This window comes from Streptomyces sp. NBC_01013 (assembly GCF_045162765.1).
In the GTDB taxonomy this organism is placed as follows: Bacteria; Actinomycetota; Actinomycetes; order Streptomycetales; family Streptomycetaceae; genus Streptomyces.
Map to the genome: position 1 here is coordinate 7,991,370 of NZ_CP108687.1, position 26,775 is coordinate 8,018,144.

Sequence of the window (26,775 nt, forward strand, 5' to 3'; positions counted from 1 at the left end):
GCACCCGGGGGAAATCCCGTCCGTAGATAACTGATATCCGGGCCGCCCTGGGCGGTCTCCCAGCCATCGGGCATCATCAGCGTTCTACAGGACAGGGACCTTCTTCATGAGCCGTCAGCACACGGTGGACCCGGCGGCACTCGTGGCCGCCGCCCGCGAAGGGGACGCGGTGGCCAGGGACGAGCTGGCGAGCGCGTACCTTCCGCTCGTCTACAACATCGTGGGCCGGGCGCTGAACGGTTCGGCGGACGTGGACGACGTGGTGCAGGACACCATGCTCCGGGCGCTGCACGGACTCGGCGGTCTGCGGGCTCCCGAGAGCTTCCGCTCCTGGCTGGTGGCGATCGCGATGAACCAGGTCCGCGCGTACTGGCAGGGCCGCAGCGGCGCGCCGGGCACGTTGGAGGACGCCGGACAGGTCGCCGATCCCGGGGCCGACTTCGTCGATCTGACGGTGATGCGCCTGCAGCTGTCCGGGCAGCGTCAGGAGACGGCGCGAGCGACGCGCTGGCTGGAGCCGGAGGACCGGGGCCTGCTGTCGCTGTGGTGGCTGGAGTGCGCGGGGGAGCTGACCCGCACCGAGGTCGCCGAGGCGCTGGAACTCTCGCCGCAGTACGCGGCCGTCCGGGTGCAGCGGATGAAGGCACAGCTGGAGACGGCCCGCATCGTCGTGCGGGCGCTCGACGCGCAGCCGCCGTGCGAGGAACTCCGCGGGGTCCTGGTGGCGTGGGACGGCCGGCCTTCGGCCCTGTGGCGCAAGCGCATAGCCCGGCACGCCCGTGACTGCCTCCGGTGTGCCGGACTCCGGAGCGACCTGATGCCCGCCGAGGGACTGCTGGCGGCGCAGGCGCTGGTCGCGGTGCCCGCGACCCTGCTCGCGCTGTGGCCCACCCAGGACGGGAAGGTGCCCGTCGCCGCGTCGCACGCGCTCGGCGCGACGCCGGGCGGCGGCTCCCCCACGGGGCCCGGCCGGCACCGCTCTCCGGGCGGACGGAACGCGGGCGGCAGGGGCACCTCGCGCGCCGAGATGCGCCGCCGCCGGCGGGCCCTCCGCCGACGGGCCGTCGGCGGAGGGCTACTGGCGGCGTGCGTGGCCGGCGGGGCCCTGTGGTACGTGTCCCTCGGGCCCGGAACCGGAAGCGACGACGAAGCGGCCACGCGTACGTCGGCCGAGCCGGTCACCGATCTCGCCGCGCCCGGCCCCCCGGCCACCACGTCACCGTCACCGCTCCCGCGGAAGTCCGTGTCCCCTTCGCCCACGCCGTCCGCGAAGAAGAGCGCCTCGGCGGCCACCCGGGGCGGAAAACCGAAAAGGAGCGTCCCGCCGGCGCCGAAGAGGACGGCCACGCCGCGGGTGACGAGCACTCCCGCTGTGCAACCGACCCCCATGAGCACCGCGGCACAGGTCGTCGCCTTGGCCAACAAGGAGCGGGGGGCCGCCGGATGCGGACCGCTCAAGGAGGACCCACAGCTCACGGACGCCGCACAGCGCCACTCCGACGACATGTCGGCGCGTGACTTCTTCGAGCACACCAACCCCGACGGAGCCGACCCCGGACAGCGCGTCACCGACGCCGGATACCGCTGGTCCACGTACGGCGAGAACATAGCCCGGGGCCAGCAGACACCAGCAGCGGTGATGGAGTCGTGGATGAACAGCCCCGGCCACCGCGCCAACATCCTCAACTGCGCCTTCAAGGACGTCGGCATCGGCATCCACCAGGGGCCCGGCGGGCCGTGGTGGACGCAGGACTTCGGCGCGAAACTGTGAACCGTGCGAGGGCCGCGCGACCACCGCGCACGCCGACGGAGTGCACCGGCTTGCCGCCGGGCGAGAGCTGAGGGCGCTGTGGGAGGTAGGAAAGCACCATGACGGAACCCGACCCCGGGCTCTTCGGACCCGCCTCGGTCACCTGGCAGCTGCACGGCGACCCGATGATGTGGGTCGCCGGAGTGCGCGCCCTGTACCTCCAGGCGCTCCACCCGCGCGCGGTGCGCGGTGTCATGCAGAACTCCGACTTCCGCGACGACGCCTGGGGCCGGCTGATGCGCACGGCGGGCTTCGTCGGAACCATCACCTACGGCACCACCGAGTCGGCCGAGAAGGCGGGAGCCCGGGTCCGCAGGATCCACCGGCTGCTCAAGGCCACCGACCCGGTGACCGGTGAGACGTACGGGGTCGACGACCCGGACCTGCTGCTGTGGGTGCACTGCGCGGAGGTCGACTCGTACCTCCAGGTCGAGCGGCGCTCCGGCTACCCGCTCAGCGACGCGCAGGCCGACCGGTATGTCGACGAGCACCGCACCGGCGCCCGCCTCGTCGGCCTCGACCCGGCCGGCGTACCCGCCACCGTCGCGCAGCTGGCAGCCTACTTCGAGCGGGTGCGGCCACAACTCGCCCGTTCCCCGGAAGCGCTGGACGTCGACGACTTTCTGCGCCGGCCGCCGGTCCACCCCGTGCTCGTGCCGGCGCGCGCCGTGCTGTGGCGACGCGTCGCCACACTCGCCTACCAGTCGCTGCCGCCGTTCGCCCACGAGCTGTACGGCAGACCCGTGCCGTCGGTGCCCACCGTCGACCGTCGCCTGCGCACCACCGGAACCGTCCTGCGCACCATCCCGTCGCGGCTGCGCTGGAAACTCCCGCCCGGTCACATCGTGAACGCGATGGCACGACTCGGACCCGGTAGCCGCCCCACCCCGTACAAACTGAAGAGGCAGGCAGCCATACTGGAGGGGCCGGGGAGGGCGCAGCAACAGTAGGCGGAGTGACGGGGGCGACAGCAGGGATGGCGGAAACCAGGCTGATCCAGAGCCGGTACCGGCTGCTCGATCTGATCGGGCGCGGCGGTATGGGCGAGGTGTGGCGTGCCCGCGACGAATCGCTCGGCCGTCAGGTCGCCGTCAAGTGCCTCAAGCCGATGGGCCCGCAGCACGACCAGGACTTCACCCGCATCCTGCGCGAACGCTTCCGGCGGGAGGCCCGCGTCGCCGCCGCCCTCCAGCACCGGGGCGTCACCGTCGTCCACGACTTCGGCGAGCACGAGGGCGTGCTCTACCTGGTGATGGAGCTCCTGGACGGCCGCAACCTCAGCCAGCTCCTGGAGGACAACAAGCAGCACCCGCTGCCGGTCGACGACATCGTCGACATCGCCGAACAGGTCGCGGACGCCCTCGGCTACACCCACCAGCAGGGCATCGTCCACCGAGACCTCAAGCCCGCCAACATCATGCGGCTGGCCGACGGGACGGTGAAGATCTGCGACTTCGGCATAGCCAGGCTAGGCCACGACATCTCGGTCAGCTCCCGTCTCACCGGCGTCGGCATCGCCATGGGTACCCCGCACTACATGTCGCCGGAGCAGATCAGCGGCGGCCAGGTCGACCACCGCAGCGACCTGTACTCGCTGGGATGCGTGCTCTACGAGATCGCCACCGGGGCGCCGCCGTTCGACCTCGACGACGCCTGGGGCGTACTCGTCGGGCACCGCGACACCCCGCCCGAGCCCCTGCGCAGCCACCGGGCGGAACTGCCCGGGTTCTTCGACCGTGTCGTCCTGGAACTGCTCGCCAAGGCCCCCGAGCAGCGGCCGGCGGACGCGGGCGACCTGCGCCGCCGCATCGCCGTCGGCCGGACCGGCGAACAGCCGCACCTGGAGCCGACCGGCGGGGTGCCGCTCGCACCGCCCGCACTCGTCGGGCACCCCGCAGCCCCCGCACCGCGCCTGCCCGCCTGGACCCGCGGAATGACCACGGGGCACAAGGCGACCGGCACCGTGACCGTGCCGCCGGAGGTGTTCGACCACTCGGCGGGCCTGACCGGGGAATGGACCACCACCACTGCTACCGACCTGCGCACCGCGGTGCGGCCGGCCCGGCCCGAGCGGGTCACCCCCGACCCGGAACTCCTCTCGACCCTCGCCAACCGCCACAGTGCGGGCCTGAACCTCGGCAGGCTCGGCCACTGGGAGGACGCGGGCGAGGTGCACCGCGCGGTAGCCGCCGAACGTGAACGCGTACTGGGCCCCGACCACCCCGACACGCTCTCCAGCCGGTACGAGGTGGGGTTCACGCTCAGCCGGACCGGCCATGCGGCGGAGGCGCTGCGGGAGTTCGGCCGCGTTGCCCAGGGCCGCGAACGCAGCCTGGGGCCCGACCATCCGGAGACCCTCGCGGCCCGCCAGGAGATGGCGTACGTACTGGGCAGGCTCGGCCGTCACTTCGAGGCCCACCAGCTGTACGCCGCCGTCCTCCTCTCCCGGGAACGCTCCATGGGACCCGACCACCCCGACACCCTGCGCTGCCGCCACAACCTGGCGTTCAACCTCAGCAGGCTCGGCCGGCTGGAGGAGTCGTACGAGATGGCCCGCGGCGTGGCGGCGGCCCGTGCCCGGCTGCTGGGCGCCGCTCATCCCGACACCCTCGTCACCCGTTACGAGGTCGGTTACACCCTGGGCCGGCTCGGCCGCTGGACGGAGGCCCTGCAGACCTACCGTGAAGTCGTCCAGGCGCGTTCGCAGGCGCTGGGCACCGACCACCCCGACACGCTCGCCGCCCGCTACGAGGTCGGCATCAGCCTCGGGCGCCTCGGCCGCAGCGCCGAGGCACTGGAGCTCTACCGGGCGCTCGTCGAGGACCGGACCCGGATCAGCGGCCCCGCCGATCCCGAGACGCTCCGCGCCCGCCACGGGCTGGGCGTCAACCTGGGCCGGCTGGCCCGCTGGGAGGAGGCGCTCGCCGAATCCCGCGAGGTGTGCGCGCACCGCGAACGCGTCCTGGGCGCCGACCACCCCGACACCCTGGTCAGCCGCCGGGAGGTCGCCGTCGCTCTCGGCTGGCTCGGGCGCTGGGGCGACGCCCTCACCGTCTACCGGAACGTCGCCGAGGCACGGACGCGGGTCCTCGGGGCGGACCACCCGGACACCCTCGCCGGCCGCAACGACGAGGCGCACTGCCTCGAACAGCTGGGCAGGGGACCGGAGGCCGTCGAGCTCTACCGGCAGGTGGCGGCCCTGAGGCAGCAGCGGGGCATCCCGCCGCACTGAGACCGACCAGCCCGTCGGGGGCTGCGTCGCGGGGCGCTGCGGGTTGGGCACGGCAGGAGCCCTGGTCCGGGCCGCGCGTCCGTGTTACCAAGGGGCATGCCCGTACGAGACAGCTATGACGCAGTGATCGTGGGCGGCGGCCACAACGGCCTGGTCGCCGCCGCCTACCTCGCCCGTGCCGGACAGTCCGTCCTGGTCCTGGAACGCCTCGGCGCCACCGGGGGAGCGGCCGTCTCGACCCGCCCCTTCGCCGGGGTCGACGCCAGGCTGTCCCGTTACTCCTACCTCGTGTCACTCCTCCCGTCGAAGATCGTCCGGGATCTCGGTCTGGACTTCGCCGTACGCAAGCGCACGGTCTCCTCCTACACCCCGGCCGTCCGCGACGGCCGCCCCACCGGGCTCCTCGTCGCCGGTGACCGCACCCGTGACTCCTTCGCCGCGCTCACCGGATCGGACCGGGAGTACGAGGCGTGGCAGCGGTTCTACGGACGCACCGGGCAGGTCGCCGAACGGGTCTTCCCGACGCTCACCGAACCGCTGCCCACCCGCGACGCGCTGCGCGAGCGGATCGGCGACGCCGACGCGTGGCGCATGCTGTTCGAGGAGCCCATCGGCGTCGCCGTCGAGGAGAACTTCGACGACGATCTCGTACGTGGCGTCGTCCTCACGGACGCCCTGATCGGCACGTTCGCCGACGCGCACGACCCCTCACTGCTGCAGAACCGCTGCTTCCTCTACCACGTGATCGGCGGCGGCACCGGAGACTGGGACGTCCCGGTCGGCGGCATGGGCGCACTCACCGACGCCCTCGCGGGCGCCGCACTGGCCGCCGGTGCGCAGCTCCGCACCGGGCACGAGGCGATCCGCATCGACACCGACGGTACGACCGCCGAGGTCACGGTGCGGACGGACAGCGGCGAGTCCACCGTCGGCGCACGCCGCGTCCTCGTCAACGCGTCGCCGCAGGCGCTCGCCGCCCTCCTCGGTGACGAGCCGCCCACCCCGGCCGAAGGCGCCCAGCTGAAGGTCAACATGCTGCTCAGCCGGCTGCCTCGGCTCAAGGACCGTGCGGTGGATCCGCGTCAGGCGTTCTCCGGCACCTTCCACATCGCCGAGGGTTACGGGCAGCTGGCCGACGCCTACCGGGACGCGGCGGCGGGCCGGCTGCCCGCGGCCCCGCCCTCGGAGATCTACTGCCACTCGCTCACGGACCCGACGATCCTCGGCGCGGATCTCGCATCCCGCGGCTACCAGACCCTGACCCTGTTCGGCCTGCACACCCCGGCCCGCCTCTTCGCCACGGACAACGACAGCGTCCGCGCCACGCTGCTCAAGGCCACACTCACCGAACTCGACGCCCATCTGGAGGAGCCGCTCGCCGACTGCCTGGCGCTGGACGCGGACGGCGCGCCGTGCATCGAGGCCAAGACACCGCTCGACCTCGAACAGGACCTGCGGCTCCCCGGCGGCCACATCTTCCACCGGGACCTCGCCTTCCCGTACGCCACACCGGACACCGGCCGTTGGGGCGTGGAGACCGCGTACGCCAACGTCCTGCTCTGCGGCGCCGGCGCGGTGCGCGGAGGCGGGGTCAGCGGCGTCCCCGGCCACAACGCCGCGATGGCGGCGCTGGGCCGGTGACCGGCGGCCCGGGGGCTCGCAGGGAAGCAGCACCTTGATTTCTGCAAGCCCCCAAGGGCTGTCCCGCGAGGAATGGCGGGACTGCCCTCAGCGACCGAAGACGTCCCGCAGCGCGGCGATCTTGCGCGGCAGGTCGTACTCCGCGCCACCTTCGTGCCCGTTGTACGTGAACACCTCGATCTGCGCCGGGCCGGCGTAGCGGTGGTAGGCGGCGAACACGGTGGACGACGGGCAGACCTTGTCCATCAGCCCCACCGAGAACCACGCGGGAGCGGTCGCCCGCGCCGCGAAGTTGACCCCGTCGAAGTACGACAAGGTCTCCATCGCCTCGTCGATCCGGAAGCGGTGCCCGGACAGCCAGCGGGCGATCTCCGCGTACGGGCCCGTGTCCGTGATCTGCGAGGCGCGCCGGTAGTGGCAGAGGAAGGGCACATCGGCGACGGCCGCCGCGATGTCGTCGCGCAGCCCCGCAACGGCGAGCGCGAGGCCGCCGCCCTGACTGCCGCCGAGCACCGCGACGCGGGAGGCGTCGACGGCGTCATGGGCCTTCGCGGCGTCGACGGCGCGCACCGCGTCCGTGATCAGCCGCCGGTAGTAGTGCCGGTACGGGTCCTCGATCCCCCGGGTCAGGAAGCCGGGGGAGGAGGAGCCGTTTCCGTCGGGGCCGATGTCCACCGTGTCGGCGGTGTTCTTGCCGCCGCCGCCCTGCCCGCGGTTGTCCATCACCAGATGGGCGTATCCGAGGGCGCTCCAGGTGAGCCAGGAGTAGGGGATGCCGCGGCCGCCGTTGTACCCGATGTACTGCACGACGGCGGGCAGCGGTCCCGAGCGTTCGCGGGGGAGCATCAGCCACGCCTTGACCGGTTGCCCGCCCCAGCCACGGAAGGTCACGTCGAACACGTCGACGGTCGCGAACCCGGCGTCGTACGGGACGAACTCGGCGTTCAGACCGTGGCGGGCCGTCTCCGCGAGTGTCTTGTCCCAGAAGGCGTCGAAATCGGCCGGCTCCTCCGGCTCCGGCCGGTAGTCGCGCAGCCGGTCCAGGGGCATGTCGAACAGCAAGGGTCTAGCTCCTCTTCAGGATGAGGTCGAGGGTTGCACCGTGGCGTTCAGTCGTATCCGCGGTGATCCGGATGCCGGTGCCGGTCGGCGCGACGGCGATGCCCGGGTCGGCCGAGACGACGCTCAGGTTGCGCCGGGCGAGGTCCAGTACGACGGAGGACCGCAGCTGGGTCGGGTCGGAGAGCGAGACGGTCACCGTTCTGCCCTCCGACCGCACCAGGACCGAGGCGGGTCCGTCCGCGGTGAGTTCCTGCGCGGTCCCGGCGGTCCAGAAGTTCGCGGCGAGCAGTCCGTCCGCGCAGCGGCGTACCGCGTGCACGGCGGTGGTGCGCGCGATCAGCTTCACCGGGGGCGCGGATGACCACTGCTTGGTGCGCTCGGCGGAAGCGGCCGGGGCCTGGAGCCAGAAGTAGCCCGCCCGGTCGGGTGCGGCGCCGTGGTCCTGCCACAGCGTCAGATACGGGCGTGTGACGGGGGTGTCCGTGCCGTACTTGAGGTTGATCTCGCGCCACGTCGCGGTCCGGTCCTCGCGCAGTCCGTGCAGGGTGACGGGCTCGGGGAAGACGTAGCCGCCGGTGCCGGCGGCATGCAGCCACCGCACCTGGTCCAGCGTCGCCGCCCACCCGGTGTGCGCCGGGGCGGCCTGCCCGTTGACGAGGAGCGCCGCGGCGGGGTCCCGCAGCTTCCGGTTCTCCACGATCGTCTCGGCCGTACCCGTGTCGGCGCTGATCCCCGAGCCGACGCACGCGATGACGTCGTCGAGGCAGAACCAGCTCTTGAGGCCGTGCAGCGAACTGCCGAACGCCCGCAGCTCCATGCCGTACGCCCCGAGCGTCGTGCCCGGCAGCGCGGCGCCGCCTGCCCAGTCGGCGGTGCTGGTGGTGCGCTGCCCCGCCGCGTCGGCGGGCCGGCCGGCGATGACGGTGGTGCCGGGAAGCCGTGCCGGGTCGACGGTGGGCCAGTAGTCCTCGCTGTAGTGGCCGAGGTCGTCCGTGTAGAGGAGCACCATGCCGTCGGAAAGGTGCCAGGCGTGCAGGTTCTCGTTCTGGATCGATTCGTAGTTGTAGATCCGGGACGAGTACGCGGAGATGCCGAGCGCGAACGAGGGCCGGTGGTGGGCCGCCTTGTCCATGCGCGGGTGCTGCTTGTGCGCGACCAGGGGACCGCGGGCCGGCACCGGGGAGGCGATGACGTTCCGGGCCGCGACCAGCGAGGCGAGATCGGTGACGTCGAGGAAGTCCCGGTAGGTGTCCTCCGCGATCCACTGCTTGACCAGGGCGGTGAACCGGTCCGCGGTCTCACCGGGGAAGCTCGGGATCAGTCGCACCACCGCCTCGATGACGGTCTGCGCCGAGACGTGGCCCTGCTTGCTGGGCCGGGCGATCTCGCGCCCGCAGACCGACGCCATCACATCGCCGCGCGCCAGCAGGGGATCGAAGCCCTCGTCGATCCAGAGGCGGACGTTGTCGAGATCCGGGTCGGTGACGGTCCACGCCGTATCGGCGAGGAGGTTCAGCAGCCGCGAGAGGTTGTTCAGCAGCTCCTTGCCGTAGCCGCCGTTGTACGGGTGCTTGTAGTGCTGGAGGAACGAACCGTCGGAGTAGAAGCCCTCTCCCGTGCCCGAGGACGCCGCACCGGCGTCATTGAAGGCGAGGACGCTGTTGGCGCCCGAACCCTCCACGTCCGAAAGGGCGTCACGGACCCGCACGAGGTCGTCGCCGCTGTCGCGGAGCACCGCGTTCACGGCGACCACGGTGGAGATCCACACCCGGTTGGCACCGGTCGCGATCTGCCGGTCGGCCCGCCAGAGGTTGGGGTCGGGCGTGTAGCCGCGCACAGCCGCGTTGATCCGGCCGAGCCGCTCCGTACCGAGCGCGTCGTACAGCAGCACCGCCGCGTCGTTGAGCGCGAGCGCGGAGCCGATCTCCCAGTCCCAGTCGTTGTCGAACCGGGCGTGCTCGGGGCCGTACCGGTGCGTCAGCATCCAGTCGATGCCCGCCAGGAGCAGGTCGCGCAGTGCGGTGTCGCCGTACTGGACGGTGCCGGGGACGGCCCACGCGGTCGCGACCGTCGCGAGGCGCTTGAACGACGTCGTGACGTGGTTGGAGAGCGTGGTGCTGGTCAGGTCGGGGAACAGCCCGTCCGTACGGGACGGGTCCAAGCCCTTCACCGAAGTGGTCGCGGCCTTGCCGATCCTGGCCACGGCCGCGCCGATCCGCGCGTCCGTGAGGTCGAGCCCCGGGCCACCGGTCAGCAGCGTGTGCCAGCGGGCCCGCAGCGAGGCGGCGTCGTCGGCCGGTCCGGCGGCGTGCGCGGTGCCCGCCGTGAGCGTGAGCGGCAGGGCGGCGGCTGCGCCGAGCGCCGCCGCACCGGCGAGGACGGTGCGGCGGGTGGTGCCCCTGGTGGTGCCTGGGTTCATGATGCGGCCCTCACAGAAGGTGTCGGCGGTCGACGGCCGCGGCGAGTGCCGCATGGCCGGAAGGGTTGGGATGGAGGCCGTCGCCGCTGTCGTACCCGGGCAGCATCCGCTCCGGGTGATCCGGATCGCGCAGGGCTGCGTCGAAGTCGGCGACGGCGTCGAAGACCCGGCCGGTTCGCACGGCGGCGTTGATCCGCTGCCGAACGGTCTCCAGCTCGGGCGTCCAGCGGGTCCAGCCGCCGAACGGGGTGATGGTCGCACCGACCGCCTGCAGTCCCGCGTCGCGGGCGCGCAGGACCAGCTGCCGGTACCCGGCCAGGACCAGCGCCGGATCGGTCTGGCTCGGCGGCTGCTGGAGGTCGTTGACCCCGAGGTGCACCAGGACGGTCCGCAGCCCCGGCAGGGACAGCACATCGCGGTCGAAGCGGGCCTGCCCACCGGGTCCGAACCGGGCGTCGTCCAGCAGGACCCGGTTGCCGCTGATCCCGAGATCGGCGACCGCCGCCCCGGGCAGGCGCCGGGCCAGTTGGTCGGGCCAGCGCAGATCGGAGTCGTCGGGCGTGCCGACGCCCTCCGCGATGGAGTCGCCCAGTACCGCGATCACCGGACCGTGTGCGCCCGTCACCTCGACGCCGGTCAGCAGGAACACCGAGGTGGTGCGCACCCCGTCGACGTCGTGCGAGGCATGGGTGTTGCGGTGGAACGACAACGGCCCGGTGGGGCCGGGCAGTTCGGTCCGGACGGTCAGCAGGGAGCCCTCGGCGGCTCGCAGGTCCGCGACCGCGTCGCTGGTGAGCGAGGCGCCCGCGGCGAGCCACGCCTGCCGCTGCCCGCCGAACGTCACGGGCCTGCCGCCGGCGGTGACCGGGCCGATGAGCACCGGAACCATCCCGAAGGCGTGTCCGTACCGCAGCCGGACCTGGCCGCCCGCCGACAGCCGTACGTGCGCCTGGAACGTGCCCTGCGTCAGCCCGGTGCTCGCCACCACGTCGGCGGGTGTCGGCGCGGTCTGCGCGGCAGCCCAGGACGTCGTCCAGTGCGAGCGGCGCGGCCGGCTGCCGGGCCCTTCGGCGGCCTGCGCCCCCGGCGCCGCCGCTACGGCGGCGGCCAGCCCGGCCGCCGCCGTCAGTACCCCGCGTCTCGCGGGCCCCTGCCCGCTCACTGGGGGCACGCACCGGTCGGGGTGTACTCGCTGCCGTAGGTCCCTACGGCGTCACCACCGGTGTTCCCGCTCATGGTGTTCGTGCAGACGGGGCCCTGCGGGGTGCGCATGAACTTGATGCCGCCACCGGCGTTGCCGGTGATCGTGTTGCCGTAGACGCTGGTGCCGGTGCCGTCGGTCGCGGTGTCACCGCCGAGCCGGATGCCCGCGCCGACGTTGTCGTGGATGGTGTTGTAGCGGAAGATGTTGCCGCTGCCGCGCGCGTCCAGACCGCCGGAGCTGGAGTCCTTCTGCTGGCTGCAGTCGTTGTGTTCGACGTAGTTGTTGGTCGAGTTCTCCTTCACGTCGACGCACTCGTTGCCGCGCGTGGCGATCGTGTTGTGGTGGATGCGGTTGTTCCTGCTGATGTCGGCGGCCGCGTCCGGGGCGCCGTTCGCGCCCTGCTGCTCGGGGGCCGTGCCGAGGTAGATGCCCTCGCCGTTCTTGCCGCCGGCGCCGAACTTGAAGTCGGCGACGCCGCAGTCGGTGATGGTGTTCTCGGAGATGTCGGCGCCGGTCACCAGGTAGCGCACCCGCAGACACTCGTCCGCCGCGTTCTTCAGGGTCATCCCGGTGATGCGCAGACCGCCCACACCGTTCCCTGGAGTCGTGCTCATGACATATATGAGCTTGAGGCGGTACCCCGAGACATCGGTGGACGACCCGTGCAGTCCGTCCACCGTGAACCCGCTCAACGTCGTCGAGTCGTGCTGTACCTGGATGATCCGGGCGTCGCCCGCTCCCTTCACCACGGCGTTCGACGGACCGGTGATCGTCACACCGGCCCGCTTGGTCACGACATCCTGCTTGTACGTTCCGGCGGCGAGGTTCACCACCGTGCCCGCCGGTGCCAGATCCACCGCCTTCTGGATCGTGGCGAACGGGGAGCCCGCCGACGTACCGGAGTTGGTGTCGTTCCCGGCCGGCGACACGTAGTACGCGGTCGCCGCCGCGGCGGCCACGGACGGCGAGTGGAAGGCGAGCGGGGCGCCGGCCGCGAGCGCGGTGACGAGAGCGGTGCGCAGTGCATGGCTCATGGGGTGTGCCTCCTGGGATCGGCGAAGGACAGAGCGAGCAGTACGGGAATGCTCGGGCCGAGAAGCAGTGGCCCCAGCGGTACGACGAGGGAGAGGAGCACGGCGGAGACCACCGCGCCGAGCAGGGCGGTGCCGCGGGCGGCCGAACCGAAGCCGAGCGCCAGCGCGCCGCGGGTCCACCCGCGTACGGTGCCGTCAGGCAAGCGGCCCGCCTCGGCGGCCAACGCCACGTGGTGGATGACCAGGGCGGCCGCGATGCCCGCCTGGGCGGCGAGCACGACGAAGGACCACGGCTCCGAACGGCCCAGCAGATGGACGATGTTGGCGGCCAGCACGCCCACGGCCGCGGTGGAGACGAGCGAATGCCGCCACAGTGCGCGCCAGTACCGCGGGAAGGCCGTGAAGGTGTGGACGAAGCAGCGACTGTCCCCCTCGGACCGCCACCGCTGGAGCCCGTGCGCCATCGCGGCGAGCGCGGGAAGCCAGGTCACGATCCCCAGCGCCAGCACGGCGAACGCGGCCCCGGCGGCGGCCGGGTAGGCCACGAACTCCAGCCGCCGCAGCAGCGTCGGCCAGCCGGACGAGAGAGTTGCCTGCATGGTCAGCCGACCTTTCCTGTGTACGGCTCCGCCACGTCGAGGAGCACCGTGCCGTCCAGTTCGAGCCGGGTCGCCGCCACGACGCAGGGGGCTGCGCCGTCCGTGAGCAGCACGGCGGCCGCATCGGCGTCGACACCGGCGGTACGGATCCGCCGGGCGACGGGGGAGAGCAGCACGGTCTCCGTACCGAAGGTGACGCCCTGGCCCTGCGTGCACGCGACCCGGGAGGCCTCCGTGCCGGTGCCGGGTGCGATCGTCGTGAGGAACAGCCCCTCGGACGACCGCGCCGAGGTCGAACGCAGCGTGTGCAGGGTGCGGGTGAGGCGCAGCTCCGGTGTGCTCGACGTCGGATTGGCCTCCACCTCGGTGACCTCCCCGGTGATGCGTGCGTCGGCGGGGGCGAACTGCCGCAACAGAGCCGTCGCCGCACCGGACCGGATCAGCCGGCCGCCGTCGGGGAGTGCTTCGGTGGGCCGGTCGGTCTGGAGCAGGAACGTCCACTCCCGAGCCGCGTCCGCCTCGGCGAGGTCCAGCAGCACCAGGCGCCCCGACGGGGTGAACACCAGCGTCCGGTCGAGCCGCCGGACCCCGAGCGAGGAGTCGTACATCGCTGCGATCTCGGCCGTGGAGTGCGCCCATCCGCAGTCGCGGGCGACGAGCACATCGCGTTGCCGGGCCTGCCGCTCGAAGGGGATGTCCCGGTACACGTGGTACCGGTCCTCGTCCGCGTACCCCTGCCCGTCCACCAGCAGCAGATTGTGGTGCGCGGCCCGCTTGCGGTTGCTGTAACCCTCGTCCACCGCGAGGAACGCCCCCTGCGAGACCAGCACGAAGGAGCCCGAATCGGGGTGGTGGTGACCTTGGTTGAGGGTGTCCCAGCCCTTCGTCGCCCGGTGCCTCCCGGCGGTCTCCCACGCGCGGTGGCCCCCGCCCGGGCTGGCCTTGAACGAGACCAGCGTGGCGTCGTCGTCCCAGCCGGTGCGGGCCGCGAGCAGCCCGAGGTCCGGGAAGAACGCCCGTGTCTCGGTGGGACGGGCCGCCGGCACCGACGGGTCGTACCAGAGGTACTCCAGATAGGCCTCCGGCAGGATCCCCGGCCGGACTCCGCTCTCGGCCGCCTCCGGCCAGAGCAGTTCACCCGATGCCAGGTCGCCCATCCACTGCGCCTCGGGGATCGCGTACTGAGAGGCGAGACGGTAGTAGAGACCGGCGCTGTGGCCGCTGCGCCGGTCGTGGCAGTCGCCGTGGTCGACGTTGAACGCGAACCCGGGGGCGGTCTGGTGCAGCCGGTAGCGGAACGTGTGGGAGAGGAAGCCGCCCCTGTCCCACCAGTCGACGCCCTCCGCCTCCTTCAGCAGGTCCAGATGGATGGCGAGGAACGGCACACCGTAGCGCCAGTAGACGACGCCCTCCGCATGTGACCCGTCCTCGGGCATCAGGTCCAGGACGGTCCCGAGGTTGTCCTTGGCGCGCTCGGTCCACTCCTCCTTCCCCAGGACGTAACCGGCCGTCGCCAGACCCGCGTAACAGATCCAGTTGTGGTTCTGCCAGTACGAGGTCGACCACCAGCGGCCCTCGCTCGCCACCGCGAACTCGTACATGCGCCGTCCCTGGAGCAGCAGCTTGTACCGCAGCAGTGCCTGTACCTCCTCCGGCAGATCGTCCCCGATCCACCGGTACGCCAGGCCCAGATGGTGCAGCAGCCAGCCGGCGTCCAGGTCGTGGTCCGGCATGTGGGCCCTGCCCCAGTGCGGCAGCCGCACCGCGGCCTCGATCCAGCGCAGGCTCTCCGCCAGATGCGCGGGGTCGCCGCCGACCCGGTAGGCGAGAGCCGGGTTGGAGGCGGCGGGGCCGAGCCACGTGATGCTCGCCAGGGGATGCGTACGGGGAGGGGTCAGCCCGCGGTGGCGGGCCGCCTCCTCGTACAGCCGGACTTCCTGCGCGGGACGCGGGCCGGGTGGCGGGGTGGCGGAGAGCAACAAGGGTCAGTCCTCCGTCCGGAAGGTCGCGGCGCTGCCGTCGGCCAGCCGGACCGTCAGCCCGTCGGCGTCCAGCTGTACGTCGGTCACCGCGGGGCCGGCCGATGCGGCCTGGTAGACCGACGCGAAGGTGACTGTGTCGGTGTCGGCGGTGAAGTCCACCCGGGTCCGGGTGCGTTGCGGATCATCTGCCGTGCCGGGGCCCGGCCGGCTCACCGGACGCACGGGCACGTCGGCCCGGTGCGTGTGCCAGCCGTGCAGCGTCTCGTCGCCGTACCAGGTGGTGCGCGCCGCGCCCGCGGCCTGCACCTGCACGTCCAGCGCGGTGCCTGGACGGAGCTGGGCGGTGATGCGACGGGACTGGTCGGCCGTCACGGTCAGGAGGTCCACCAGATAGCCGGCACCCGCCACGATGCGCCGGACCGCGCGCACCCCCTCGTACGCCGTGGTCACCTCCGCCGTGATGGAGCGGTCGTCCGAGCGGAGGAGGGCTCCCGTGCACTCCGCCTGTTCGCGGTCGTCCACGCGGAACGCCGGGTGAGCCTCGGCCGACGCATACAGATCACGGAACTCGGCGTGGGCGTAGGGCACCTGGCCAGGATCGGGCTGCCACGCAGTGGTGTCGCCATAGAGATAGAGAGACAGCTTGTCCCGGTGACCGTGCGAGCCGCCGTGCGGACCGAAGTCCAGCAGCGCGTGGACGCCGGCGACCCGCAGCACCGCATAGCCCGCCGTGCCGAACAGGGTGAGCGCTCCCGACGCCGGACGCTCCGGCATCGGCGGCCCGGTGAACCATCCGCTCAGCTGTCGGTCCAGCCCGTCGTCATTCGCGCCCAGCTCCGACCGGGCCCGGTCCGCCACCGCGCCCAGCGCGGCCGATGGGACCAACTGCTGCGCCAATGAGATCAGTTCGAGCCACTCAAGGGCCAGTGGGGCCCGTAGGTACGGGCCGTCGTGCAATGCGGGAAGAATTCCGCCCGGCGTGGCGATCGCCGCCAGCACATCCGTCATCCCCGCCAGCACGCCCATCACGTCGGCCGGGATGGACGCGGGATCGGTGCCCCGCAGCGCCAGCAGCGCCGCCCGCAGCACGAACCCGTGGTAGTAGGTGCTGCCCTCCCACTCCCAGCCGTCCTCGGCGACCGCGACCCGTAGGTGCGCGTACAGCCCGCTGTCGCCCTCCAGCCACTCCATGCCGCCGGCCCACTCCTGCCCGCGCACCGCCGCGGCTCCCCGCCCGGCGGCCACGCCCGCGGCGTTCAGCCACGCGGTGTAGTTGGAGGCGAGCTGTCCCTTGCCGACCAGCACGGCGCGGGCATCGAGGGCCGCCCGCTCCAAGGAGTCCAGCAGCGGCAGCACCCCGGACAGGTCTTCCGCGCCGTGCTCGGCGAGCGTCAGGACGGTGTGCCCGATGTTCACGGCCCAGATCGCGTCGGTCAGTGCCTGGTGGAAGAGCCGGCCGCGCAGCATCCAGCCCTGCGCCTCGGCGTGCTGCACCGTGGCCAACTCCTCGTACAGCAAGGCGTACTCGACGAGCCTCGCCACCGTCTCTTCCCGCTCCCCGCGGTGGGCGAGCACCCGCAGATGCCGCGCCCACGCCTGGTGCGACAGCACCAGCCACGCACCGCGCACCGCCTCGTTGTCCACCCGGCAGCCGTACGCACAGCGCGCCCCGCCCTCCGGGAACACCCCGGCGAGCACATCACCGTGGTCCAGCTCCACCCCGTGCGCGGGGCAGACGTACGCGTGCCACCAGCCGCCGCGCTCCCGCGCGATCCGCCTCAACGCGGCCATACGCCACCGTCGATGTCCACCGTGGTCGCGGTGAGGAAGCCGGACGCGGGCGACGCCAGGTGGACGACGGCCGAGGCCACGTCCTGCGGTGTGCCGGCCCGGCCCACCGGAATGCCCGCCTCCATCGCCTGCTGCGCGGCGGGCGCGGTGAACGTGTCATGGAAGGCGGTGCCCTTGATGAAGCCGGGGGCGACGGTGTTCACCGTGATGCCGCTGCCTCCGAGCTCCTTGGCCAGCCCCTTGGTGAACCCGCGGATACCGGCCTTGGCGGCCGCGTAGGCGACCGAACCGGGGCCGCCGCCGTTGTGTGCGGCCAGCGACGACATCGTGATGACGCGCCCGGCGGACGACTCCTTCAGATACGGCAGCGCGGCCCGCACCGTACGGAACGTCGAGGTCAGATTGGTGTCGATGACCCGGTCGAAGTGGTCGTCGGACATCTCCGCGATCGTCGCCCGCCCGATCAGATGGCCGGCGTTGCAGACCAGGACGTCCAGCCCGCCGAGGAATCCGGTGGCCTCCTCGACGAGGCGGTCCACCTCGGCCGTCACCGTCGCGTCGGCCTGGAACGCCTTGGCCCGCCGGCCCAGAGCCTCGATCGCGGAGACCGTCTGGGCGGCCTCGTCGGCGGAGGAGTGGTAGTGGACGGCGACGTCGGCGCCGGCCTCCGCCAGGGCGACGGCGATGGCGCGGCCGATGCCCTGGCCCGCCCCGGTCACCAGTGCGCGGGAACCTTGGAGATCAGCAGACATGGGGAGTAACCCTTTCGATAACCGGCCGTTGAGGACCGGGACCGGTCACTTGAGACCGGCGGTTGCGAAGCCCTGCACGAAGTAGCGCTGGCCGATGAGGAAGAGCACGACCATGGGCAGGGTGGCGAGCGTGGTGCCCGCCATGAGGAAGTGCCACTGGGGGCCGTTCTCCGTCTTGAAGACCGAGAGCCCCACCTGGATGACGCGCAGACTGTCCGTCCGGGTCACCAGCAGCGGCCACAGGAAGTTGTTCCAGGACGACTCGAAGGTAAGCAGCGCCACCGTGATCAGGGCGGGCTTGACCTGCGGCGTCATGATCCGGGCGTAGATCCGGAACTCACCCAGGCCGTCCAGCCGGGCCGCCTCCTCCAGCTCCACCGGAAGATCCAGGTAGAACTGCCGGAAGAGGAAGACGGCGAACGGGGTGACCGCACCGGGCACGATGAGCGCCCACCACGTGTCGAGCCACCCGCTGCCGCCCTGGCCGAACAGGTCGTTGCCGCCGGCCAGCGGCATGAAGCGGACGATCAGGAACTCGGGCAGCACCTTGGTGTACGTGGGGATCATCAGGGCCGCGATGAAGAGGTAGAAGATGACCTCGCTGCCCCGGAACCTGATCCGGGCGAGTGCGTACCCGGCCATCGAGGCGATCAGCAGGTTGAGCACGGTGTGGCTGAACGCGATGATGAAGCTGTTGCGGGCGTACGTGGCGAAGGGCGCGGCCTTCAGCGCCTCGGTGTAGTTGCCGAAGTCCCAGTGCTCCGGCAGCAGTCCGGCGTCCTGCGACGCGATCTCCACGGGTGTCTTGAGGGAGGTCAGCACCATCCAGATGAACGGCACCACCATGAGCAGGGAGATGGCGGACAGCGTCACATAGAGCGCGATCCGGCCGACGGACGGCGGTTTCCGCTTCGCCACGGGGCGGGGCGAGCGCGCGACCTCGGGCTCGTGCAGCTCAGTTGTGGCCACGGGTGCCTCCCATGATCCGCCGGTTGACCAGGGTGAAGCCCATCAGCAGCACGAACAGCACCAGTGACTGGGCGCAGGCGTAGCCGACGCGGAACTCCCGGAAGGCGGACTTGTAGATCTCATACGTCATCATCGTGGTGCTGTTGGCCGGGCCGCCCTCGGTGAGGATGTAGACCTGGTCGAAGGACTGGAACGCGCTGATCATCGAGGTGATGAGCACGAAGAACGTCGCGGGCTTCAGCAGTGGCAGCGTGATCGAGAAGAACTGCCGCGCCTTGGACGCACCGTCCACCGACGCCGCTTCGTACAGTTCCCTCGGCAGGGACTGGAGCGCGGCCAGGTAGATGAGCATCTTCATGCCGATGCCCTGCCAGATGCCGACCAGGATCACCGAGGGCAACGCCCAGGTGGTCGACGAGAGCCAGGCCGGACCCTCGATCCCCACGAACGACAGCAGGGCGTTGAGCAGGCCGTTGCCCGGGTTGTAGATCCACAGCCAGACCAGGGCGATCGCCACCGTGGCGGTGACCTGCGGCAGGAAGATGGCGGTACGGAAGATGCCGCGCGCCTTGAGGCCCGTGTGCAGGGCGAGTGCCAGCAGCAGGCCCAGCACCATGCCGAACGGCACGGTGAAGAAGGTGTAGATGACGGTGTTGACGATGGACTTGCGGAACACCGCGTCGTCCAGCATCTCCCGGAAGTTGCCGAGCCCCACGAACTGCGGCGGCGTGAGCACGTCGTACTTCGTGAAGGCCAGGGCGACCGAGGCGACGACGGGCAGGCCGATCCAGAGGGCGGCGTGCAGCAGGGCGGGTGCCACCATCAGCATGCCGGCCCGTTGCCTGCGACGCCCCGGCCCCGTCGGGGTCCTGCCGGCCCGCCGCTTGGCGGGCCGGGTGTTCTCAGGCAGGGAAGGCGGCCGCGCGGGCCGTGTCTTCACTACGGATGTTGCTCCCACAGCGATGCCTCACATCCGGCCGATGGCGGCTTCGGCGAGACGGCCGAGTTCCGCGATGGCGTCCTTCGCGGACTGGCCACCCACGATCGCGGGCTCCAGCGTCGGCTCGATCTTCTCGCGGATCTCCATCCAGGCCGCGGTGCCGCCCTCCGAACAGGCGGCGCCCATGTTCTGCAGGGAGAGGTCGACGAACTTGTTCTCCTTGACATAGCTGGAGTCGCTCAGGTCCTTGAGCCCGGGCACGGAGCCGCGCTGCTTGGCTGCGCCCAGGATCGACTCCGGGGTCGCGAGGTACTCGACCAGGGCACGGGCCGCCGCCGGGTGCTTGGAACTTGCCGACTGGGTGACCAGCGTGCCGCCCTGGAGCATCGCCGGCTTGCGGTTGGCCAGCACGAACGCGCCGAGCTTGTCACCCTTCATCAGCTCCGGGGTCTGCTCGCGGACCTGCTCCCACAGGGCGCTGGTCGTCATCATCATCGACGCCCTGCCCGTCTGGACGTTCGTCGGCGCGCCCAGCTCCGTCTTCTTGGCGTAGGCGGCGGAGCCGTCCTCGATCAGATCCTTGAAGAACTGCAGAGCCTCGACGCCCCGGCTGTCGGTGAACAACACCTTCTTGCCGTCGGCGCTGAACAGCTGACCGCCGTTGGCGAAGAGGAACGTCTCCCAGCACTGGCGCAGGTTGATGGAGAACGGATCGAAACCCATTCGTCCGTCCTTCGTCAGCTGCTTGGCCACGGCCCGCAGTTCCGCCCAGTTGGCCGGGGTCTTCCTGATGCCGGCCTCGGCGAAGTGGTCCTTGCGGTAGACGACGATGCGGGTGTCGAGGACCACCGGCAGCGCGTACAGCTTGCCGTCGTAGCGAGACGGCTCCAGCACCCGCTTCTCGTAGTCGTGCGCGGTGGCGAACGACTCCGGCAGCGGGGCGATCGCCTTCTTGGCGGCGAACGGCGGGATCCAGCCGACGCCCATCATCAGCACATCGGGCACCAGGCCGCCCGCAAGACCCGTGGTGATCTTCTCGTTGAGCTGCGCGTACGTGGTGTAGTCCACGTTCACCTTGACGTCCGGATACTTCTTCCGGAAGCCGCCGAGGATCTCCTTCTCCAACAGCGTCTTGCCGTCGGCGCCCTCGTAGATCGGGGTGAGCAGCGTGATCTCGCCCTCGGCGGGACCGTCGGCGGAGCCTGCGGCAGTGGAGCCGGTGCCGCATCCGCCGAGTGCGGCCGCAGCCGTCCCGGCGCCGATGGCAGCGAGCAGCGACCGTCGTTTGAGTTCCATTGGGCACCCCTTTTGAGGCGGAGGCAGTGGATCGATCCAGCGATGGCAACCCGATCATGGCTGGGAAGCGCTGGTAAATCGATGCACTGAGACTAAGAACGCCCCAAGAGGCTCGTCAACAGCTGATGCACAACAATTTTCTGGAAAGTTAACGGGTGTACCGGTGAAGAGAGTTCAGTAAATCGGTACACTAGTGTGGCTGAACACGTTCCGAACCGGAGGTGGCATGAGCGGGGTAACGATCCATCAGGTCGCGGAGGCTGCGGGTGTCTCCGCCAGCACCGTCTCGAACGTCCTCAACGGGCGTACGGACCGTATGCAGGCGGCGACCCTGGCCCGCGTGGAGCAGGTGATCGAGCAGCTCAGCTACCGGCCCAACCGCGCGGCCCGGATGCTGCGCACCGGCCGGATCAAGGTCATCGGCCTGATCGTGCCGTCCGTCGCCAACCCCTTCTGGGGGGCGCTCGCCCGGGAGCTGGAGGCCATCGCGCTGGCCGAGGGGTACCACGTACTGCTCTGCAACAGTGAGCGCGATCCCGCCCGTGAGCTCAAGTACGGCGAGGAACTGCTGGCCGACGGGGTGAGCGGCGTGGTGCTCTGCTCCTCACTGCCCTCGCTCGACCATGTGGCGCCACTGCTCGGCCGGGGTCTGAAGATGGTGGCCTTCGACCGCACCGCCCAGGCGGGCGACCCGCCCTCGCTCGCCTCCATCAGCGTCGACAACGCGATGGGGGCCGAGCTCGCCACCCGTCATCTGCTCGAACTGGGCCATCGCCGACTGGCGTTCGTCTCCGGCTCGGTCAACAGCGTCAACCGCCGCGAGCGCCTGCGCGGCTTCCGGGCCGCTCTGGAGTCGGCGGGTCTCGACCCGGCCGACGCGATCGTGTGGCCCGGCGCCGACACCACGGAGTTCGGCGACAAGGACGCGGCCGAGCTGGGACGCAAGGCTGCCCGTGAACTGCTGTGCGGACCGCGTCCGCCCACCGCCTTCGTCGCCATCAACGACATGTGCGCCATCGGGATCTGCCGGGGCGCGAAGGACGCCGGCCGCAACGCGGGGCAGGACGTCTCGGTGGTCGGGTTCGACGACATCCTGCTCGCCGACCTCTTCGAACCGCCGCTGACCACGGTCCGCCAGCCGTTGCCGGAGATGGCCGCCGAGACGTTCCAGCAGCTGCGCGCCCGCATCGACTCGGCCCCGGTCGCAGGGCGTTCGCTCCTGATCAGGCCGAGGCTCGTGGTCCGGGAGTCGACGGCGCCCGCACCCGTGGAGGCCGCGGCACCGGGAGAGGCCTATGCGCGCGGGTGACCCTCCGGCGCGCCGACGCGTGTTCCGCCGGTCCGTGGACCGACGACGCGAGGGCACCGTCCAGGAGACGGTGCCCTCGCCCCTGTGACCGACGGGATCTCCGGGGGCGCCGCCGCGCCCCGCGCCCGTACGGGTTCGGGTGGTGGGTCAGGAGGCCGTGCAGGCGCCGATGGTGGGTGCCGAGGTGTTGCCGTTGGTCATGACGGTGAACCCGAAGGACGTCGAGGCGCCCGCGGCCAGGTTGCCGTTGCCGTTGGGCTTCATCGTCATCACGTTGCCGCTGCCGTCCCAGGTCGGGCTGCCGTTCCAGGTCGTGGCGATCTTCTGCGGTGACGTGACCGTCACGGGGACCGTCCAGGTGCTGATGGCCGAGCTGCCGGCCGTGATGGTCACCTGACCGTTGAAGCGGTCACCCCAGGTGTTGGTCTTGGTGTACGTGGCCGTGCACGCGCCGCTGCCCGTGCCGCCGTCACCCCCGCCGCTGCTGCCGCCCAGGGCCGCGAGCACTGCGGTGTACGCCGCCTTCTTCCCGTAGTTGTCGTCGAACAGCAGCGGGGTTCCGCTGCTGCGCCACGAGTACTTGTCCGGGATGCCCCACACGGTGATGCCGTTGCAGCGCGTCACGGCGAGGCAGGCGTTCACGACCTTCGTGTAACTCGCGGCCTGTGCCGAGCCCGAGCCCTCGATGTCCAGCTCGGTGACCTGCACGTCGACACCGAGGTCGGCGAAGCGCTGCAGGTTGGCCTGGTAGTCCGAGGGGACGGGCGAGTTGCTGTTGAAGTGCGACTGGAAGCCGACGCAGTCGATCGGCACACCACGCTGCTTGAAGTCCTTCACCATGGCGTAGACCGCGTTGCTCTTCGCGTTCTGGCCATCGGTGTTGTAGTCGTTGTAACAGAGCTTGGCCCCGGAGTCGGCGGCCCGGGCGGTGCGGAACGCCTCCTCGATGAAGCCGCTGCCGAGCTTGTCCTGGAAGGGCGAGCTGCGCCTGGCCCCGCTGCTGCCGTCCTGGAAGGCCTCGTTGACGACGTCCCAGGCGTAGATCTTGCCCTTGTAGTGCGCCATCACCTGGTTGATGTGGTTGTTCATCGCCGAGCGCAGATCGGTGGCACCGAGCCCGCTGACCCAGCCGGGCAGCTGGGAGTGCCACACCAGCGTGTGCCCGCGAACCTTCATGCCCTTGCCCTGGGCGTGGCTGACGATCTGGTCCGCGGAGCCGAAGTTGAAGCTGTTGCGGGAGCCCTCGACGGCATCCCACTTCATCTCGTTCTCCGGGGTCACCATGTTGAACTCGGTGTCCAGGGTGGAGGCGTACGCGGACTCGCCCAGGTGGTTGGCGGCGACGGCGGTGCCGAAGTAGCGGCCCTTGGCGGCGGCGGACGCCCCGAGCGTCGTCGCGGCGTGGGCGGTGCCCGCGAGCGAGAGGACTCCCGCCGCGGTCAGCAGGCCCGCCGTGGCGAGCACACCTGCCCTGCGGACCCGTGAGCGCAGCTGGGGACGGGCGGCTTCGCCGCCGTGCGATGAATTGACGATCACTTTCCAACACCTTCTTCCGATCGCCGGGCGGCATGAGCGGGCCGCCCGGACGGGGGGTGGACTGTGCGCTGAACGGTTCGTCCGCCACAGGCCCGCCGGTCAAGCGCGGTTCCGTGGCGAGTAGTTGATCGGTGATGCAGGGGAGCGAGGGAGAGTATGCGCGCGCTCGGACGGCTCGTCAACGCTGCATTTCCGAAATATTTCGAGAGAGTTAACTCGCCTTCCGAGGCGCTGTGTGACTTTGACCTGCTGATATGTGACCTGCTGCCTGCAGTGGTGAGGTGGCGGATCGGACGCATGGGTACATTCGCCTCCGAGGGCTACGAAAGGATTCCGAATGTTGTCTGCCGCAGCGGGGTGGATTGTTGCCGCACATGCGGAATCCCATTCGGGGTCTTCTCCTCTGAGCTGGGATTTCTTTGCTCACGCCGCCGAATCGGATGGCGATTGAATCGAATCCAGGTGGGAGGAGATTCGAAATATTTCGACCTCAAAAGAATCTTGAACCTGTTCCTGGAGATGTCCGTGTCCTCGCATGACACGATCGGTTCCCTCGCAGCCGGCGGTGTGCCGGGTGCTCCGGCCGGAGGGACCCATGTCGACACGGTGGAGTCTGACGATCGATTGCGCGCACCCCGCGCGACTGGCGGAGTTCTGGGCTCTCGCCCTGGGCTACGCGCAGAAGCCGCCGCCGGAGGGCTTCGGCAGCTGGCAGGAGTGGTTCGTGCACTACGACGTCCCGAAGGAGGAGTGGGACGACGGCGCCTACCTGTCGGACCCGGACGGTGAGGGGCCCGCCCTGTCCTTCATGAAGGTTCCCGAGCCGAAGGCGGGGAAGAACCGGCTGCACTTGGACGTGCAGGCCGGTGGTGGCCGCGAGGTCCCGTGGGAGGTGCGGTGGCCGCGCGTGCTGGAGGCGCTCGGGCGGCTGACTGCCGCGGGCGCGAGGGTCATTCATGAGCACGAGGCCCAGGGCCGGCCCGATCACTACGTGATGGCGGACCCGGAGGGCAACGAGTTCTGCCTGCTCTGAGCCAGGCCCGCCCCCTCGCTCCGGTCCGCGCCTGCTCGGTGGGCTGCTGGGCCGCCGCGCGTGCGCCGGTGCTGAGCAGCCCCCTCTCGTACCCGACTGCGGAACGGCCGAGTACGTGTGCCACCTGCTCGTGACCGTGCAGCGAGGGGGCCACGCCGTCGACGGAGTGCTGTTCAGTCCGGTACGCGGGGTCTTCGGCGCCAGAAGTGAGTTGAGATGGCGCCCTTGGTGAGGAAGGGTCTGTGGGCATGGAGTACTTCTGCTATCACCGGGACCGGCCGGGCTCCCTCGCGTTGCGCGAGAAGTTGCTGGAGGCGCACTGGTCCTACATGGACCGGTACGTGAAGGAGCTGATCGCGCGCGGCCCGACCTTCGCCGATGATGGTGAGACGCCCACGGGGAGCGTGCACATCGTCGATCTGCCCGACCCCGCCGCTGCCCGTGCATTCGCCTTCGACGAGCCCAACTACCAGGCCGGTGCGTACCGGGACGTGCTGCTGCGCCGGTGGCGCAACGTGCTGGGGCGCACCATGTGGGATTCTCCCGGGGGCCGAGGCGACGGCAACCGGTATCTGGTTCTCGGCCTCGGCGAGGGCGTAGCCGCAGACCTCGCTCTGCCGCCCGACCAGGACGAGTTGATAGCGTACGGGCCGCTGCTGTCCGACGACGGCGACACATGGCTTGGTACGGCGGTGCTCCTCAGGGCCCCGGATCCGGATACGGCACGCGCCGTCCTGACTCCGGACCGGTACGCGGACATCGAGGTCCACCACTGGGAGTGCGGCGGACGTCGGTGAACACGTAGGCACCGGGCCCCTGCGATCTCCGGAGCGCACGGGCCCGGGACAGGAGAGGTGACGGTGGCGATGCGGACGGTTCCATTGGTGGGCGGACCGGTGGAGTTGCGGGGTGCCCTGGACCTGGAGACCACTCCGGCAGGGGTGATGCCGCGTCGGTTGCCCGCGTGGACGAAGGGGCAGTACCAGGACCCGTCGGTCTACGGCGTGACCTTGATGCCGTCGGGGGTGCGGCTGGTTTTCCGCACCGACGCGCGGGCGTTGGAGTTCGAGGTACTCACCTCCACCGGCCAACTCGACGGCGACGCCCACCCTCACGCAACCGGGATGTTGGAGCTGCTGGTGGACGGTGCCCTGGCGGCCCGTCGGCAGGCGCCGGTGGGCAACGTGCTGCGGATGGCGGGTCCCGGGGCCGCCCAGCGGCTCATCCCGGGCAGGCCCGCGACCGTACGGTTCGCCGGACTGCCGGCCGGCATGAAGGACGTCGAGCTGTGGCTTCCACAGCAGACCCCTACGGAACTGGTGGCACTGCGCGCTGACGGCGACGTGCTGGCTCCGCTGCCGGACGGGCGGCGCCGCTGGGTGCACCACGGCAGTTCCATCAGCCACTGCATCGAGGCAGACGGCCCGACCGGGACCTGGCCGGCGGTGGCAGCCGCGCTCGGAGGGGTGGAGGTGATCAACCTCAGCCAGGCGGGCAACGCGCTGCTGGATCCGTACGTCGCCCGGACGATCCGCGACATGCCCGCCGACCTGATCAGCCTGAAGGTGGGCATCAACATCGTGAGCCTGTCCGCCTTCCGGCTGCGGACGTTCGGCCCGGCGGTACACGGATTTCTGGACACGATCCGGGACGGCCACCCGGACACCCCGCTGCTCTTGATCTCCCCGGTGAGCTGTCCGGCCCTGGAGGAGGTTCCCGGCCCGGCCGTGACCGGCCCGGACGGGAGGATCGCCGCCCTGGGCGATCGGGCCGATGTGGCGGGCGGCGCGTTGTCGCTGGCGGTGGTCCGTGCCGAGCTGGCGCGGATCGCAACGGCACGACGGGCGTTGGATTCCCACCTCCACTATCTCGACGGACGTGAGCTGCTCGGTCCGGACGAGGCGGAAGACCTGTCCGACGGCCTTCACCCCACCGCCGCCGCCTACCGCCGCATGGGCGAGCGCTTCGCTGCCCAGGCGTTCGCGAATGACGGTCCCTTGGGCTGAGGTCGTTTACCGGCCTCCGGTGTCGACGAGCGCTTGGAACCGGGGTGCCGACCAGGGCCCGCCAGGAGTTGCGGGACAGGCCTCGGCGATCGCCCGGTTCCTGTGCGGGATGGCGCACGGGGTCTTCGGGCCGACCCTCGCCGGACAGTACGCGGTGATG

The 26,775-nt window shown here is 71.0% G+C and carries 20 protein-coding genes; 8 read left to right on the forward strand and 12 right to left on the reverse strand.

Going from position 1 to position 26,775, the window contains the following annotated elements:
• Positions 1-106: 106 nt before the first annotated feature.
• The 4 genes from OG538_RS34630 (at position 107) to OG538_RS34645 (ending at position 6,683) form a co-directional block, all read left to right on the forward strand.
• Positions 107-1,771, forward strand: a complete 1,665-nt coding sequence (locus tag OG538_RS34630) for a sigma-70 family RNA polymerase sigma factor (RefSeq protein WP_406099575.1) — start codon at positions 107-109, stop codon at positions 1,769-1,771.
• Between the two features lie 98 nt (positions 1,772-1,869).
• Positions 1,870-2,760, forward strand: coding sequence for an oxygenase MpaB family protein (locus OG538_RS34635; RefSeq protein ID WP_406099576.1), 891 nt, complete (start codon positions 1,870-1,872; stop codon positions 2,758-2,760).
• A 26-nt stretch (positions 2,761-2,786) separates the two neighbouring features.
• Positions 2,787-5,042 carry a tetratricopeptide repeat protein gene (locus OG538_RS34640; RefSeq protein ID WP_406099577.1) on the forward strand — a complete coding sequence of 752 codons (2,256 nt, stop codon included), beginning with the start codon at positions 2,787-2,789 and terminating at the stop codon, positions 5,040-5,042.
• 96 nt (positions 5,043-5,138) lie between these two features.
• Positions 5,139-6,683 carry a phytoene desaturase family protein gene (locus tag OG538_RS34645; RefSeq protein ID WP_406099578.1) on the forward strand — a complete coding sequence of 515 codons (1,545 nt, stop codon included), beginning with the start codon at positions 5,139-5,141 and terminating at the stop codon, positions 6,681-6,683.
• An 87-nt stretch (positions 6,684-6,770) separates the two neighbouring features.
• Here the strand turns inward: OG538_RS34645 and OG538_RS34650 are convergent, their stop codons facing one another.
• The 11 genes from OG538_RS34650 to OG538_RS34700 form a co-directional block, all read right to left on the reverse strand.
• The gene (locus OG538_RS34650; RefSeq protein ID WP_406099579.1) at positions 6,771-7,745 is read right to left on the reverse strand and encodes an acetylxylan esterase; all 975 of its coding nucleotides are present in this window, start codon (positions 7,743-7,745) and stop codon (positions 6,771-6,773) included.
• A 4-nt stretch (positions 7,746-7,749) separates the two neighbouring features.
• Complete coding sequence (locus tag OG538_RS34655; RefSeq protein ID WP_406099580.1) at positions 7,750-10,164, reverse strand: polysaccharide lyase 8 family protein; 2,415 nt, start codon at positions 10,162-10,164, stop codon at positions 7,750-7,752.
• A 10-nt stretch (positions 10,165-10,174) separates the two neighbouring features.
• The gene (locus tag OG538_RS34660; protein ID WP_406099581.1) at positions 10,175-11,326 is read right to left on the reverse strand and encodes an SGNH/GDSL hydrolase family protein; all 1,152 of its coding nucleotides are present in this window, start codon (positions 11,324-11,326) and stop codon (positions 10,175-10,177) included.
• Entirely contained in the window at positions 11,323-12,402 is a 1,080-nt protein-coding gene (locus OG538_RS34665; protein WP_406099582.1) for a DUF1565 domain-containing protein, read from the reverse strand. The genes OG538_RS34660 and OG538_RS34665 overlap by 4 nt, the downstream gene beginning before the upstream one ends.
• Entirely contained in the window at positions 12,399-13,001 is a 603-nt protein-coding gene (locus tag OG538_RS34670) for a hypothetical protein (RefSeq protein WP_406099583.1), read from the reverse strand. Before OG538_RS34670 ends, OG538_RS34665 begins: the two co-directional genes overlap by 4 nt.
• A gap of 2 nt (positions 13,002-13,003) precedes the next feature.
• A complete protein-coding gene (locus OG538_RS34675; RefSeq protein WP_406099584.1) occupies positions 13,004-14,983 on the reverse strand; it encodes a hypothetical protein in 1,980 nt (659 codons plus the stop codon).
• 3 nt (positions 14,984-14,986) lie between these two features.
• Positions 14,987-16,774, reverse strand: coding sequence for a heparinase II/III family protein (locus OG538_RS34680; RefSeq protein ID WP_406099585.1), 1,788 nt, complete (start codon positions 16,772-16,774; stop codon positions 14,987-14,989).
• Positions 16,762-17,526, reverse strand: a complete 765-nt coding sequence (locus OG538_RS34685; RefSeq protein WP_406099586.1) for an SDR family NAD(P)-dependent oxidoreductase — start codon at positions 17,524-17,526, stop codon at positions 16,762-16,764. The genes OG538_RS34680 and OG538_RS34685 overlap by 13 nt, the downstream gene beginning before the upstream one ends.
• Before the next feature lie 45 nt (positions 17,527-17,571).
• Positions 17,572-18,495 carry a carbohydrate ABC transporter permease gene (locus OG538_RS34690; protein WP_406099587.1) on the reverse strand — a complete coding sequence of 308 codons (924 nt, stop codon included), beginning with the start codon at positions 18,493-18,495 and terminating at the stop codon, positions 17,572-17,574.
• Positions 18,482-19,324, reverse strand: a complete 843-nt coding sequence (locus OG538_RS34695; RefSeq protein WP_406099588.1) for a carbohydrate ABC transporter permease — start codon at positions 19,322-19,324, stop codon at positions 18,482-18,484. The genes OG538_RS34690 and OG538_RS34695 overlap by 14 nt, the downstream gene beginning before the upstream one ends.
• Before the next feature lie 138 nt (positions 19,325-19,462).
• Positions 19,463-20,731 (reverse strand): ABC transporter substrate-binding protein, encoded by a 1,269-nt coding sequence (locus OG538_RS34700; protein ID WP_406099589.1) that lies wholly within the window; start codon positions 20,729-20,731, stop codon positions 19,463-19,465.
• A gap of 226 nt (positions 20,732-20,957) precedes the next feature.
• Between OG538_RS34700 and OG538_RS34705 the strand changes: the two genes are divergently transcribed.
• Complete coding sequence (locus OG538_RS34705; protein ID WP_406099590.1) at positions 20,958-22,040, forward strand: LacI family DNA-binding transcriptional regulator; 1,083 nt, start codon at positions 20,958-20,960, stop codon at positions 22,038-22,040.
• A gap of 147 nt (positions 22,041-22,187) precedes the next feature.
• Here OG538_RS34705 and OG538_RS34710 read toward each other — a convergent pair whose 3' ends face one another.
• Positions 22,188-23,576, reverse strand: coding sequence for an endo-1,4-beta-xylanase (locus tag OG538_RS34710; protein WP_406099591.1), 1,389 nt, complete (start codon positions 23,574-23,576; stop codon positions 22,188-22,190).
• A gap of 595 nt (positions 23,577-24,171) precedes the next feature.
• Between OG538_RS34710 and OG538_RS34715 the strand changes: the two genes are divergently transcribed.
• The 3 genes from OG538_RS34715 (at position 24,172) to OG538_RS34725 (ending at position 26,615) form a co-directional block, all read left to right on the forward strand.
• Positions 24,172-24,609, forward strand: a complete 438-nt coding sequence (locus OG538_RS34715; RefSeq protein WP_406099592.1) for a VOC family protein — start codon at positions 24,172-24,174, stop codon at positions 24,607-24,609.
• 248 nt (positions 24,610-24,857) lie between these two features.
• Positions 24,858-25,406: a YciI family protein gene (locus tag OG538_RS34720; protein WP_406100414.1), complete on the forward strand. Its 549-nt coding sequence runs from the start codon at positions 24,858-24,860 to the stop codon at positions 25,404-25,406.
• A 69-nt stretch (positions 25,407-25,475) separates the two neighbouring features.
• On the forward strand, positions 25,476-26,615 hold the full coding sequence (locus OG538_RS34725) for a GDSL-type esterase/lipase family protein (RefSeq protein ID WP_406100415.1): 1,140 nt from the start codon (positions 25,476-25,478) through the stop codon (positions 26,613-26,615).
• Positions 26,616-26,775: the final 160 nt, after the last annotated feature.

Bases quoted from the DNA above. Each gene is read 5' to 3' on its own strand.
- OG538_RS34630 (WP_406099575.1), top strand. From the start codon at position 107: ATGAGCCGTCAGCACACGGTGGACCCGGCGGCACTCGTGGCCGCCGCC.
- OG538_RS34635 (WP_406099576.1), top strand. From the start codon at position 1,870: ATGACGGAACCCGACCCCGGGCTCTTCGGACCCGCCTCGGTCACCTGG.
- OG538_RS34640 (WP_406099577.1), top strand. From the start codon at position 2,787: ATGGCGGAAACCAGGCTGATCCAGAGCCGGTACCGGCTGCTCGATCTG.
- OG538_RS34645 (WP_406099578.1), top strand. From the start codon at position 5,139: ATGCCCGTACGAGACAGCTATGACGCAGTGATCGTGGGCGGCGGCCAC.
- OG538_RS34655 (WP_406099580.1), bottom strand. From the start codon at position 10,164: ATGAACCCAGGCACCACCAGGGGCACCACCCGCCGCACCGTCCTCGCC.
- OG538_RS34665 (WP_406099582.1), bottom strand. From the start codon at position 12,402: ATGAGCCATGCACTGCGCACCGCTCTCGTCACCGCGCTCGCGGCCGGC.
- OG538_RS34670 (WP_406099583.1), bottom strand. From the start codon at position 13,001: ATGCAGGCAACTCTCTCGTCCGGCTGGCCGACGCTGCTGCGGCGGCTG.
- OG538_RS34680 (WP_406099585.1), bottom strand. From the start codon at position 16,774: ATGGCCGCGTTGAGGCGGATCGCGCGGGAGCGCGGCGGCTGGTGGCAC.
- OG538_RS34685 (WP_406099586.1), bottom strand. From the start codon at position 17,526: ATGTCTGCTGATCTCCAAGGTTCCCGCGCACTGGTGACCGGGGCGGGC.
- OG538_RS34695 (WP_406099588.1), bottom strand. From the start codon at position 19,324: ATGCTGATGGTGGCACCCGCCCTGCTGCACGCCGCCCTCTGGATCGGC.
- OG538_RS34700 (WP_406099589.1), bottom strand. From the start codon at position 20,731: ATGGAACTCAAACGACGGTCGCTGCTCGCTGCCATCGGCGCCGGGACG.
- OG538_RS34705 (WP_406099590.1), top strand. From the start codon at position 20,958: ATGAGCGGGGTAACGATCCATCAGGTCGCGGAGGCTGCGGGTGTCTCC.
- OG538_RS34715 (WP_406099592.1), top strand. From the start codon at position 24,172: ATGTCGACACGGTGGAGTCTGACGATCGATTGCGCGCACCCCGCGCGA.
- OG538_RS34720 (WP_406100414.1), top strand. From the start codon at position 24,858: ATGGAGTACTTCTGCTATCACCGGGACCGGCCGGGCTCCCTCGCGTTG.
- OG538_RS34725 (WP_406100415.1), top strand. From the start codon at position 25,476: ATGCGGACGGTTCCATTGGTGGGCGGACCGGTGGAGTTGCGGGGTGCC.